7 protein-coding genes and 1 tRNA gene are annotated in these 13,216 nt (G+C 47.7%); 1 reads left to right on the forward strand and 7 read right to left on the reverse strand.

Annotated features, from left to right (window positions below; all coding sequences use genetic code 11):
* Positions 1–14 precede the first annotated feature (14 nt).
* Both BUB18_RS11200 and BUB18_RS11205 read right to left on the reverse strand, forming a co-directional pair.
* Positions 15–620, reverse strand: coding sequence for a hypothetical protein (locus BUB18_RS11200; RefSeq protein WP_143159908.1), 606 nt, complete (start codon positions 618–620; stop codon positions 15–17).
* Between the two features lie 74 nt (positions 621–694).
* Positions 695–768 (reverse strand) — tRNA-Pro (locus tag BUB18_RS11205).
* Between the two features lie 131 nt (positions 769–899).
* Between BUB18_RS11205 and BUB18_RS11210 the strand changes: the two genes are divergently transcribed.
* On the forward strand, positions 900–2,279 hold the full coding sequence (locus tag BUB18_RS11210; RefSeq protein ID WP_073080784.1) for a hypothetical protein: 1,380 nt from the start codon (positions 900–902) through the stop codon (positions 2,277–2,279).
* A gap of 23 nt (positions 2,280–2,302) precedes the next feature.
* On the opposite strand, the gene BUB18_RS11215 is transcribed toward BUB18_RS11210, so the two are convergent.
* From BUB18_RS11215 to BUB18_RS11235, 5 genes are read right to left on the reverse strand one after another with little or no spacing between them, the layout of a single operon-like run.
* A complete protein-coding gene (locus BUB18_RS11215) occupies positions 2,303–3,520 on the reverse strand; it encodes a glucuronyl esterase domain-containing protein (RefSeq protein ID WP_083549777.1) in 1,218 nt (405 codons plus the stop codon).
* 15 nt (positions 3,521–3,535) lie between these two features.
* Positions 3,536–5,191, reverse strand: coding sequence for a RagB/SusD family nutrient uptake outer membrane protein (locus BUB18_RS11220; protein WP_218588028.1), 1,656 nt, complete (start codon positions 5,189–5,191; stop codon positions 3,536–3,538).
* 14 nt (positions 5,192–5,205) lie between these two features.
* Positions 5,206–8,037 (reverse strand): SusC/RagA family TonB-linked outer membrane protein, encoded by a 2,832-nt coding sequence (locus tag BUB18_RS11225; RefSeq protein ID WP_178372122.1) that lies wholly within the window; start codon positions 8,035–8,037, stop codon positions 5,206–5,208.
* Positions 8,038–8,063: 26 nt separating this feature from the next.
* The gene (locus tag BUB18_RS11230) at positions 8,064–9,737 is read right to left on the reverse strand and encodes a RagB/SusD family nutrient uptake outer membrane protein (protein WP_073080787.1); all 1,674 of its coding nucleotides are present in this window, start codon (positions 9,735–9,737) and stop codon (positions 8,064–8,066) included.
* 16 nt (positions 9,738–9,753) lie between these two features.
* Positions 9,754–13,092 (reverse strand): TonB-dependent receptor, encoded by a 3,339-nt coding sequence (locus BUB18_RS11235; protein WP_073080789.1) that lies wholly within the window; start codon positions 13,090–13,092, stop codon positions 9,754–9,756.
* Between the last annotated feature and the right edge of the window lie 124 nt (positions 13,093–13,216).

The raw sequence follows: 13,216 nt of genomic DNA on the forward strand, positions 1-13,216 counted from the left end.
TTGGCATATTTTCGCTATTTATTTACGAGGCTGTCTGCCAGTTGAATAGTTTTATGTTGTTGATTTAAGAAACCTTCCAGCGGTGTAGTTTGAGGTAAGTTATCCCGCTGATATTTTTCAATTACAGGCAAGGTCGTTACAATTTTCAATGCTAAATGAAGGTCATCAAGCGTGGAATCGTTCTTATTTATATCGTTTAGCAGGTGCTTATGCTTTGCTATAAGCGAATCATATTTTGCCACATGAGTATCCACAAGGAGCTTCATTCTATTTCTCAGGATTGTGTCCTGAATTTGTGTTACGGTTAACTGCACAACATTCCTATAGCCCTGCATTTTATTGTCGAATTTATAAAAGGAATCGATGGAGTCCTGCTTACTACTGTTGAGGTCAGCAATACTTTTTTCCAATCTCTTTAAAGCGATATCATTACTCACTATCTCCGCATAAAGGCTTTCCATTAAGTTTTCTGAATACCGGCTTTTTGAAACGATTGCAAAAGAGCTTTTATCTTCCAATGCTTGCGGAGTCGGAGATTGAGGCTGATTGTTCCGTTGGCTGTTCTGACAGGAAGCAAGGGTAAAGATTAAGATAGTAGATAAGAATATTCTTGTCATCATGGTAGGGATAGTGTTTGATGTAAGCATTCCGTTAAAGTCCGGCAGGAAATAACGTGGCATTTAACAAGTAAGGGTCGGGATGACAAGATTCGAACTTGCGGCCTCTTCGTCCCGAACGAAGCGCGCTACCGGACTGCGCTACATCCCGAATGATTCCTAAATATAAAAAAAATATGTAAATCTAATTTACACTGCTGCCGCAATATTTGCAAAAAAAGCATCCGCATTTAATTATCTTTACCTCCTTACGCTAAAATCAAAATTTTCCAATTCCACCTTATGCGCCAGTTCACTACCGGCATGCTACTCTGCCTCACGCTTAGCAGCATCCAACTCTCTGCACAAACAAAAATTGAAAGCCCTGTACAAACAATCAGCTGGGAAAGATTTAAGTCAAACAGCCCGACTACACCGCAGCGTAAAATCATGGGTGAAATCCTGTTAAATACGAACAAATACGCCCTTACCACCTGGTGGGACAAACATGATTTTACAGCAATATCTTCCGGGGAATTTTTAGATTTGAAGGGCACTTCAGAACACAAGATCAGGCCTGTTGCAGCTGAAGCCCAGGCCTTAGCTATTTCCCTGCGCATGGGTTTATATCTCCCTGAATATACCGGCGTACCTGTATCCACTGCGGAGGAAAAAACCATACAACTGATCCGGAGCCTTGCACATGCACACCTGAGCAATAAAACAGGCGGCTGGGGGAAAGCCTGGCAATCGCCGCTATGGGCGTGCTATACCGCTTTTGCCGCCTGGGCCATGTGGGACAAAATAGATACCACTACACAACAGGAAGTACTGGCAATGATCAACAGCGAATGCGCCTGGGTGATGAGCAACAAAGGTGCAGCAGGTATTAAAACTTACCGAAATAAATCCGGAGAAATTGTTAGTCCCGGAGATACCGGCGCCGAAGAAAATGCCTGGGATGCCAGCATACTCGGCGTTGCCTGCGCCATGATGCCGCAAGCGCCACAGCAGCAAGCCTGGAAACAACAACTGATTAAACTTACCCTCAACGCGATGGCCCGCCCATCGGATGTGGAAAGCAAACAGATATACAGCGGCAGCCCGCTGAGTACCTGGCTCACAGGGTCTAATATCAATGAAGATGGTACGGTGGTGAATCATCATTTCATTCACCCCGACTATATGACCGCTCCTTTTGAACTGAATGCCACCAAGTACTTCTGGTTAGCTAACCAACCGATTCCGCTGGCGCTTAAATTAAACAGTGAAGTAGTGTTTCAGGCTTTTGCAGATTTGAAATTCCATGCAGGCGACAGTATCATCGGAGGAAAGGTGCAAGTGCCCGGTGGCAGCATCTTTAAGGCTGGTACGGGAAATATTTTTTATCCCATAGGCACCGACTGGGGACAAAGCCGCAGAATGAACTTCGCGGTATTCAACAGCATCATCAGCGTCTTCACAAATAATAAAAATACCCGCAAACGTGCTACAGCATGGGAATTAATGCAGGCACAAATGGCACTGGATATGCAAAAAAGATTTGAGGACGGGCATACTTACTTAAACAAACGTGAAGATAGCTATGCTTCCTGTGAGGAGTGGGTGGCAGATGCCGCCATGACAGGCTACATCATGGAATCACTGAAAGCAGTAAGCAAACCGGTGTTCACGAATGAATAATAAATACAGCCCGTCCATCCACCTCACTTAGTTTTAAACTGAATCTGTGCGAACCGTACCACCTCGGTCCAGTCGTACAGATTCAGGTCATGCTTACCTTCCCGGTAATGATACCCTATAGCAGATTTCCACACAGGCTTATTGGTAGCAGGCATTTCCAGCGGCAAGGTCAATTTTTTATCATAGAGCTGATACGCCGGCAGCGCATTTACTACCGAAAGATAAGATCCGCGGGGATCTGCCCACCTGTCCTCCACGGCATTGGTGGTATACAGCGGCCTTGGCGCAATAAGCGCCAACAACATATGCTGATCAACAGGAAGCGCAGCTTCGTTGTGACTATATTTTTTGTAGTTATCATTAAACCAATAGCCAAACTGCTTATTAATCAAACTGATGGTTTCACCATACTGCCTGCGTGCAAGCGAAGCCCCGGAACTACCGGAGCAACTGCTCACCACCATGGCAAAACGCTGATCCTGTGCACCCGCCCATAAGGAAGTTTTACCACCCCGCGAATGGCCTACTATTGCCACCTGCTTTGGATTGATTGCCGGATCAGTCTGAAGATAATCCATCACCCTGCTGGCTGCCCATGCCCAGGCACCAATGGCCTTCATACCATCGGCCCTGCCCAGCTGCTCCGGAAATAACTGATCCAGCACCCCCTGTTGATAATTGGTTTTATTATCCGGCGCAACATCGCTTACGTGAAAAGCCGCTATCGCAAAACCGCTGTCAATCACCATCTCCGCAGGCCAGAATTCACTTTTTACCGCACGGGTCGGGTCCGTATTTCTTTTCCCCCGGTTGTTAATCAACAGAAAAACCGGCGCCGGACGCGATTGTTTATTAGGGGTAAACAATACCAGGTTAATCGTAACCGACTTCCCCCTGTTCCATACACTCACGGCTACTTCCTTCAAATGCGCACGCCCGGTCATCGCAGCAGGTTCATCATTGGTGACCCGGTACCTGATACTATCAAATGCAGACGGCGTATAGCCGTAAACGTTTTCTTCAAACAGGTGAATAATTTCAGGCCTCCGTACCTTTTCCCAGGTAGTGGTATTGCTGACAGTTTTCCCCTTTAAAGTTTTCAGCAACGGTGGAAGTACATATGGTGGTACTGAATCTTCATCATAATTCACGGTTTCACCCATAAACCGGTCCTGCTTTTGCGCAGTGGCTGCATGACACACCAGCAATCCCGCGCATACTATGCTCAAATGTATTTTCATAAAAATTAAAATAGTTTATTCATAACCCGGGTTCTGTGTTAAATTGCCCGCCTTATTGAGCTCACTCTGCTGAAAAGGATATAAATAATTTTTGTTTGTGAAGACCCTGTTTTCAGCTACGAACGGCGCATAGGTGAGTGCGGTACCTGCTTTCGTAATCTTCATCCCATGGACAGGCGTATTGAGATATAACTCCCCTTCCTTCCAGCGGCGTACATCAAAAAAACGCTGCTCTTCGAAACACAATTCTACACGGCGCTCATTTTTTATGCGTGCGCGCATGTCCTGCTGCGACAATCCCACCGGCAATACCGGCATACCCGCGCGGGTGCGTACGGCATTTACATCCGCATATACCGCCGCCGTTGGGCCTTCGGCCTCGTTTACAGCCTCCGCATGCATCAGCAGCACATCCGCATAACGGAACAATACCCAGGGCCTGCGTACGTTAGTAACACTGGTGACATTGTAAGTAGCATTCCCACTAAGGAATTTACGCAGGTAATAACCGGTTTTAGTACTGTTCACATTCGTTAAAACATTATCCAGCCCGCCATCAAAAGTTTCCACTGCACGGGATAAACTCCCTGTTTTAAAAGTGGCACCATTGTAAACAATAAACTGATTCAGCCTCGGATCGCGACCCGCATAAGGGTTCTGCGCATTGTATCCGGAAGCGGCATCTGTGATTGGCAGGCCATTAGCCATTTCAAAGGCATCTACCAGCTCCTGGGTTGGATTCGTTCTGCCCAAACCACCAGTAAATCCCACCGGCGCGTTATACGATTCGATGGTGTTAATGTTACTGGCTGAGGTAGCAAATATTACTTCCTTGTTATAAGTGGTAGCTGCCGCTGTATAATCCCAGAGCGACTGAAAATCGGTTTTCGACAGCAGGCCATGCTTGTTTAAATCCATCAGGGCTTTAGCGGCATCGGCGGCATCCTGCCACCTTTGTATTTCATTGGCACTGTTGTACAACGGGCTGGCATAATAAAGCAGCACTTTCGCCTTTAATGCCATCCCCGCCGCCTTGGTGGCCCTGCCGTAATTGGCGGCATCCCACTCCTTCGTCCACGAAGGAACTATCATGGCAATCGCAGAATCACAATCCGTTACAATAGACTGCACCACTTCGCTGACGGAATTACGGGGAATATTCAGATTATCTGTGGGAGAAAACGCTTTTGTTGCCAGCACAATGCCGCCATACCGCTTAAATAGCTCGAAGTGCATCATGGCCCGCAGGAAATAAGCCTCTCCCCTTAAGCCCCACAGATCACTGGCAGGAAACACCACGGCCGTGGGCGACTTCTGCAAAAACGTGTTCACCACCCAAAGGCCGGCATACAGGTTCGTATATTGCTCATCAAAAGTTTTTAAGCTGCTCCAGGTGCCATTGTTGAAATAATTTACATTACTGTTCTGATTGGAGTTCACCGCCTCATCACAGCCACTTGCGAGTAATGCCCCACCACCGTCTACATTATAACGGGAAAGCATATAGTTATACCCGTTATTCAGGTATTCCCGGACGCGGCGGTCCGTTGTCCAGATGGCATCTTCGGAGATAGGACCTTCGCTGTAGGAAGGTGCAAAAAAATCTTTCCCACAGGCAGCACACAACATCACTCCCACCGCCAGTATAGTTCGATTTATTATTTTATTCATCATCATTACCTGAATTAGATTATTACGTTAATGCCAACAGAATAGGTTTTTACATAAGGAAAACTGGTAAACCTTCCGGCATTAGGTGTTTCCGGATCTATACCCAGTTTGTTGAGCGAAGAGAATGTCAGGAGGTTATAGCCACCGAGGAAAAACCTCGCTCCTTTAAAACGAAACCGCTTATTAAAACCTTCCGGTGTGGAATACCCGATTTCAAGGGTACGCATTTTCAGGAAATCGCCCGAGCGAAGCCAGTATGTGGAGTTAGCAGTATTGTTGCCGTTATCTGTAAGCCCAATACGCGGATATTTTGCAGTGGCTGCGGTAGCTGGCGTCCAGCTGTCGAGCAACAACTGATTTAATCCATTAGGTCCTGCATGGAACACCCCGTTTAAATTGATCGTACGCCCTTCCACACCCTGAAACTGCGTGCTCAGGTCGAACTGCGCGTAACGGATGGCAAACCCAAATCCATAAAACATTTTAGGAATATCCGTATAGTCGGTAGCGATATCATCTTTTGCATCAATCACGTTGTCATTGTTGACATCTTTATATTTGATATCACCCGGAACTACCAGGCCGGAAAGGGTTTGCTTCGGACTGGCATCGATTTCGGCCTGACTCTGGAAGATGCCTTCTGCAATGTAGTAATGGCCGCTGTTTACATAGCGCCCTTCCTGCGACTGCCCTTCCAATCCATTGGAAAGCGTGCGCACCAGCACGGTATTTTTAGCATAGGTAATATTACCATTAACAGCAATGCTGAATTTGCCCCATTGCCTGTTATAGGTTCCGCTGAACTCCGCCCCTTTGCTGTTTACTTTACCGGAATTGACCTGTGCAATACTCATCCCCAGTATACCCGGTAAATTAGGCGTACCTAATATATCATGGCGGGTTTCATGGAAGTAATCAGCGGATATGGAAAGCGCGTTATGCAGGAAGCTAACATCTGTTCCTATGTTGATACGATCTATTTTTTCCCAGGTTGTAAGTGGGTTGCCTGCAGGTGTTACCAGATAGGCAGTAGTGGAAGTAGAGAAGGAGGAGCCCAGCAGTGGTCCTGCTCCACGGGTAAAGAGTGTTCTGTATGGGAGTCGCACCACGTTCCCACTGGCATCATAAGTAGGTCCGATATTCCCGGAACGACCGCCGGAACCACGTATTTTCAGATAATTTATCACCTTTGAGTTTTTCAGGAAGCGCTCATCCGAGGCAAGCCAGCCTGCTGTCAGCGCAGGAAAAAATCCGAAGCGATGGCCGGGGGCATAGTTTTCAGAACCATTGTAACTACCCGTGAAGCCGAGCATATAGCGGCCTTTGTAGCCATAATCCACCCTTCCTGCCAGCATGCGTTCCTTGTAATCCAACCGGTCCACTGCTGCGCTTACATATTGCTGTACGCGCACAGATGCAGTTACCTTATGGTCGCCTGAAAAGTTCCGGTCGTAATCAAAGCCCATCCATACTTCGTTGTTTTTAGTATTTGTTTGAAACGCCGCTGTGCGGTAAGCTATAGCGGCGGGTGTACGGTAGGATTGTGCCGGAGAAACGGTTTTATTGATGACTGCATAATTCTGCGTTAGCCCGTCCCCGTAATTACCATAACCATCATATGAAAATAGCAGGTTAGCCGACAATCCTTTTGTAATAAAATTCAATTTTTGTTTTGCCATCACGCTTGCCAGCAGCACATTAGTAGTAGTACGGGCATAACCGGTTGATTGCAGTTGCCCCATCGGGTTATTCTGATAGAGAGAGGTGCCGCCATAGGTGCCATCGCTATTTACTATCGGGAATGCATTGGGTGGCAGGTTGTAAATATTATTGAGTACAGCGGTAGTCCCATCTCCTACATCATTGCGTATTTCACTGCGGAGGCCGGACAACAGGGTAACCGTCAGCGATTCATTCACTTCATAATCCAAATTGATACGAAAGTTGAAGCGCTTGTAACCATAATTGGAATTGAAATTATCTGTTTCGGTATGCTTAAAAAGTCCCTGTTGATTAAAATAGCTCAGCGTGGTAAAATACCTGATCCGGTTACTGCCACCACTGAATGATAAGGCGTAGCGCTGCGTAGGGGCGGATTTGCTCATAAATTCGTCCAGATAGTTATTATCCGGATACAGCATCAGATCCGTATGATTTTTATAAGCATATAAGGCGGCACTGTCGTATGCCGGCGCCTGCCCCACATTCGTTAATGCCTGATTGTACAGGGAGGCATATTGATACGAATTCAGTGGTCTGATCAAATTATCGGTTGTCTGAAAGCCGCCCTGGGCATCTACCGTAACTAAACGCTGGTTAGCCTTTCCATGCTTAGTAGTCACATATATGGCGCCATTGCCACCGCTAAGTCCATACCAATTCAGCGTACCTGCATCTTTCAGTACTGATACGCTTTCAATTTCATTGATGTCCATATCCTCAAAATCCCGGACGATACCATCCACCAGCACTATAGGCGTGGCACCGCCGGCATAGGAGGATTTACCCCTTATCTGATAAGTGAGGTTGCCACCACCAGGCTGGTTGCCGGTCCAGTTGACCCATAGCCCACTGAGTCGACCTGCCAGTAAACCCGATAAATTGCTCAACGGCAGTTTGGGCAGCTGCGCAGCGTTAACAGCACTCACTGCATTATTAAGCGCTGCCTTTGTGACTACTGCAAATGGAATGGCTATTTCTTCAGGAGCCTGCAATATTTTGATCCCTCTGACGGTATCACTGAATGCAGGTGTAAGCGCCGTAGTATCCTGCTGCGCGAAAATCGGCTGACTGATCATTGACAGCAACACCAATATCAGTCCGGGCAATTTTATATATCTGTTCATTATAAAACTCATTAAGTGAATACTGATTACCATCCGGGGTTCTGCACCAATGCGCCGGAAGTTTTATTCATTTCTGCTCTTGGAATTGGGTAGTGATACATATAGTCGTTGAACACCTTTTTGAATACCGGGAGTTCCACTACCTCATACGTGAGTGTACCATTGGCATTCTTAATCACATTCATACCCTTCATAGGCTGGGCCACCAGCTCGGCACCCTGCTTCCAACGCAGGATATCCCACCAGCGCATATCTTCGAAAGCGAATTCAATGGCGCGCTCATTGCGGATGCGGGCACGCATCTCTGCTTTGGATAAACCTGCCGGCAGTTCCGGCATGCCGGCCCTGGTGCGGATGGCATTCACGGATTTATACACCTCCTCTCCCGGCCCTGCGGCTTCATTCAGTGCTTCTGCATAGTTGAGCAGGATTTCAGCATAGCGGTAAAAAACATAATTCAGCAAGGCATTTGCCGTGGAACCGGATTTAGATGCTTCGGGCCATAAGCGTTTTAGGTAGTAACTGGTTTTTGTGATACTGATCGCGCTGCTGTTATCTGTACCATAGGTGACTATACCTTGCGCATTGGGCCTGGATTGCCAGGTTTGCACCGCCCTCCCCTGCCAGGCAGCACCATTGTATAACAGGTTCACATAAAATCGTGGGTCTCTGTTCAGGTAAGGGTTCTGCGGATCATAACCGGAAGTGGGATCAGTGATCGGTTTCCCGTTTTTCATTTCGTAGAGGTCCACATGGTTTTGTGTGGGCGATAAATTCGACTGCGCGCCACCATAGCTGGTAGGGATCAAGAAGTCGCTCAGGTAAGTGCCAATAAACGCTCTTCCCCCACGCGGCCATATTCTGATATATTCGTTGGAGTTAGCCACCGTTAATACGTTTGCGTAATTGGGCTCGAGCGAAAATTTACCCAGGTCAATAATAGCTTTTGCGGCAGCAGCGGCCTTCTGCCACTTAGCCGGATCATCATTGGTATTGTTGAGCGGACTGGCATCGAACAATAGCACACGTACTTTTAAAGCCATAGCGGCAGCACCCGTGGCCCTGTTGGCCTGTGCAGCAGGGTTGGGCCAGTCTGCATTGGTAAGCGGCAATAACGGGATGGCCTGCTCCAGGTCGGTCAAAATCTGCGACAACGTTTCTTCATAGGTATTACGCGGCATATCCTTAGCCGCTTCCGTAAAGTCCAGCGCCCTGGTAAGCAGCACTACGCCTCCGAAACGACGCAGTAATTCAAAATAAAAATAGGCACGCAGGTATAACTGTTCTCCTTTGATATAGTCCGGATTATACTCCGCCGTCCATGGTGTTTTTTCCATGTACGCCAGCATAATGTTGGCGTTGCGGATACCTCTGTACATCTGTGAATAAATGCCGGTTACATCCGATGCCCCGCCATCCAGCCACTGTCCTGAGTTCATAGTGGCCACTTCTGTTTGTGCATTGTTGGCAATAGACTCATCGGTAAATTGTGAGGTCATGCCCTTATAACCGCTTAAACGGCCATAGTCATTGATAGAAAAGGTATAGGTAAAATCGCCGTAGCGCGCGGCCTGTAAAGGATCTTTAAATACTTCTTCCAGATCCGTCTGGATGCCAACATCCCGCTGAAGGAAATCTTTCTTGCAGGATAAGGTGGCAGAGAGCATCACCAGACTTACCAGATATATAAACTTTTTCATAAAATGGAATCGTTGGTTAGAAAGAAAGGTTCAGTCCAAAGTTGATGACTTTGGTAGTTGGAATGGTGGTAATAGCTGGTGCATAAGCGTTGCCGGACATGGTATTTTCCGGGTCCAGGCCATAGAATTTCGTCCAGGTTTTCAGGTTCTGCCCACTCACGTATACTGTTAGCCCCGTCAACCGCCATTTGTTCAGCAACGATGTGGGCAGGGAATAGCTTAGCTGCACATTCCGCAATTTGATATAGGAGGCATCCTGCAAAATAAAATCGTTCAGACTTTCATTGGGGTTTGCACTCAATCCCGGACGAACTGCGGGCCAGGTAGGGTTTGGATTATCCGGTGTCCACCTTCCCAGCATAGGCCCATAGTACTGCGCAAGAGATGCACTCTGGAAGATCACATTAGAGCTAACGTTAGTTACCCCGTTGAATAGCATGGATAATTGAAATCCTTTGTATCCAAACTGAAATTGCAGACTCCCGTTGTATTCCGGAATATTGGGATGACCGATAGGCATTACATCCTGGTTGTTGATAATGCCATCGCCATTTATATCCTCGTATTTCAAATCGCCTGGAATAGAAGGAAACGCAGTCACTTTATTCAACGGGCTATTATCTATATCATGCTGGTCAGCATAAAAGCCCAGCACATGGTAACCAAAATAGGTACCCAGCGGCGTACCTGTTGCTTTCAGGTTGGCTGCCAGTCCCGGTGCCTCATCCATGATCCGGCGTTCGTTATGCGCATAACTGAAATTACCGGTAACGGAATAGCTGAAGTTGCGGACCTTATTGCGGTACTGCACCGTGAGCTCATAGCCTTTATTATAATTCATCCCGTAGTTGGTACTTGGCACCGTAGCACCGTAGGTGGCGAAGCTGGTAGCAGAGCGGGTGGTGAGGATATCGGAACGGGTGTCGTCAAATACATCCGCAGTGATACTCAGCCGGTCGCGAAACAGGGATACATCCAGTCCTATATTTCTTTTCAGGGAGACTTCAAACGTCACGTATGGATTACCGTATTGTGTTTGAATGTAGGTAGGCGCGCTGAAGGAACTGTTTGGGTTACCGAAGGGGACATTAGCGCCTGCCCCGAATTTATTCTGGTAATAGAAACGGCCCGTACCAGGGCTGGGGATACCTACCCGGCCTACGGATCCACGTACCTTCAGCATACTGATCCAGTCATATTTCTGCATGAATGCTTCATTAGCCAGGTTGTAACCCAGCGAAGCAGATGGGAAAAAGCCGTAGCGGTAACCGCTGGCATAGTTTTCTGACCCATTATAGGTGGCGCTACCTGTTAGGAAATAGCGGCCACCATAATTATAGGTAAGCTGGGAAATAAGCCCCTGATTGGCGAAAGGAGCTGCTGCGGTGGTGGCACCCTGTAATTCCCGTTGCCCGATGAGGTTAGCACTGATATTATGCTTTCCAAAGGAGCGCAGGTAATTGATGAATACCTGCAGGTTTGTTTTCGTATAGCCGCTACGGGTATAGGCAGGGGCACCGAAAAAGTCGTTATAGGTGCCGGCTACTGGCGTTAATGCCAGCGTAGTTCTGTCCAAGTTGAAATAGCCTATACTGCCCCGCTGCAATTTTCCGGAGAGCTGGGTGGCATCGTAGCCAAACTGCGCTTTTACGGATAAGCCTTGGGTGATGGCATCCAGTTGCTGGCTGAGTGTAAACACGGCTTCTCCCACATTATTGTCCGTGAAGGCGTATCCGCCATAGGTAAGCAGTGCATAAGGATTTACTGAGTTAACCCCTGCCAGGCCATAGTTTACAATATGGTTATAGGTAGCATCCAAAGCGATGAGCGCAGGATCATCTGAATTAATATACTCCTTAAAGAATGGTGATGCCCAGGAAGGCATCTTCAATGCGCGGCCCACCACTCCTTCAATGCCGTTGCTCACCGCGCCGGCGGGGTCATTATACTCTGTAAAGCCGGTAGGCGAATACCGGTGTTCATTACGCCCCGCCAGGTTCACTTCAAAGTTGGTACTTTGGGTGACGTCCATGCTTACTCTCGCCCGGAAATTGTAACGCCGGTAGCTGGGGGTGGTGGAATAATCCAGTGGCGTTTTAAACTCTTTGAAGTTGCCGTTTTCAAACTGGTGACCAAAAGAGGTGAAATATTTGATGTGTTTTGTACCACCTGAAATCGTCAGGTTCTGCTGATTTTGGGACCAGTGTTCTTTTACGAGTTCTGAATACCAGTTCACATCCGGATACAGCAGTTTATCACCCGTACCATCTTTGAAAATCTGTAAGTCTTCATCCGTGAAAGTCCTGGGGTCTCCCACATTTATCTGTCCTTCGTTGTACAGCATGGCACTTTCATAGGCACCCAGTACGTCCGGCCGGCGGGTAGGACTCACCACCGCAAAGTTACTGGTGAGCGCTACTTTCGCAGGCCCTTCCTTCCCTTTTTTTGTGGTGATTACAAAAACGCCGTTGGCACCTTTAAGACCGTACAATGCGGTGGAGGAAGCGTCTTTCAGGATATTAATACTCTCGATCTCGTTAGGGTCTATATCGCCGAAAGAGGTACGTTCCACACCATCCACAATAATCAGCGCTGTGGCATTGGAGGATACCTGCCCCCTGATATAAAGTGCTGCAGAGTTGATACCCGGGCGACCGGACGTTTGCTGTACTACCAGGCCGGGAACCAGGCCTGCGAGTGCATTGTTAACATTGGTTACCGGCGCTTTCAGCAGCTCCGCTCCAGAAACGGTGGATATGGCCGCCGTTACATCGGACCTGCGCTGGGAAGTATAACCATTTACCACCACGGTATTGATGGCACTTTGCTTAGTGGTTAAAGCAATATTCAGGTTGGAGCCGGCCACTGTTGCTTCCCTGGTTTCAAAACCGATAAAGGAAAAAATAAGTACGGCGCCATTATCCGCACGGATAGTGAATTCGCCTTTCTCATTCGTTTGCGTACCTGTACTGGTACCCTTTACTTTAACGCTTACACCAGGGAGGGGCGAATTGGATTCATCCGTCACCTTCCCCCGGATCTCCTGGATCACCAGTGCAGGCGCGGGCTCCGTGTCAGGAAAATCTTTTTCCTTTACAACGATAGTGGTTTTGTTAATACTGTACGTCAGTACCTGACCGCGGAAGATCTCATCCAGTACGGCGGGCAGCTCCATGTCTTTCACATGGATGCTCACAGGCCGTGATTCCTTGAGCCTGGATTCCGTAATCACAAAATGGTAGCCGCATTGTTTGCTGATATCCTTCAATACGGCTTTTAGCGTGGCGTTGCTGGCGTTAAGACTCACCTTTTGCGCAACTGTTTTGGCACTCACCTGCATTAGCGTTGCTAACATTAAAAAACTAATGACACGCATCATCAACAAGAATTTAGCAAAATAGGGACGTATCGGCACGGGAATGCCCCATTCCTTGGTAGAAATTCTATACATTTGTTTAGTTCGGTTTTAGCAGCCGCTC

Origin of the sequence: Chitinophaga jiangningensis (genome assembly GCF_900142605.1) — a bacterium.
Classification (GTDB): Bacteria; Bacteroidota; Bacteroidia; order Chitinophagales; family Chitinophagaceae; genus Chitinophaga; species Chitinophaga jiangningensis.

Excerpts from the sequence above, each read along its gene's own strand:
- BUB18_RS11200 (WP_143159908.1), bottom strand. The coding sequence starts at position 620 with ATGATGACAAGAATATTCTTATCTACTATCTTAATCTTTACCCTTGCT.
- BUB18_RS11210 (WP_073080784.1), top strand. The coding sequence starts at position 900 with ATGCGCCAGTTCACTACCGGCATGCTACTCTGCCTCACGCTTAGCAGC.
- BUB18_RS11215 (WP_083549777.1), bottom strand. The coding sequence starts at position 3,520 with ATGAAAATACATTTGAGCATAGTATGCGCGGGATTGCTGGTGTGTCAT.
- BUB18_RS11220 (WP_218588028.1), bottom strand. The coding sequence starts at position 5,191 with ATGAATAAAATAATAAATCGAACTATACTGGCGGTGGGAGTGATGTTG.
- BUB18_RS11225 (WP_178372122.1), bottom strand. The coding sequence starts at position 8,037 with ATGAACAGATATATAAAATTGCCCGGACTGATATTGGTGTTGCTGTCA.
- BUB18_RS11230 (WP_073080787.1), bottom strand. The coding sequence starts at position 9,737 with ATGAAAAAGTTTATATATCTGGTAAGTCTGGTGATGCTCTCTGCCACC.
- BUB18_RS11235 (WP_073080789.1), bottom strand. The coding sequence starts at position 13,092 with ATGTTAGCAACGCTAATGCAGGTGAGTGCCAAAACAGTTGCGCAAAAG.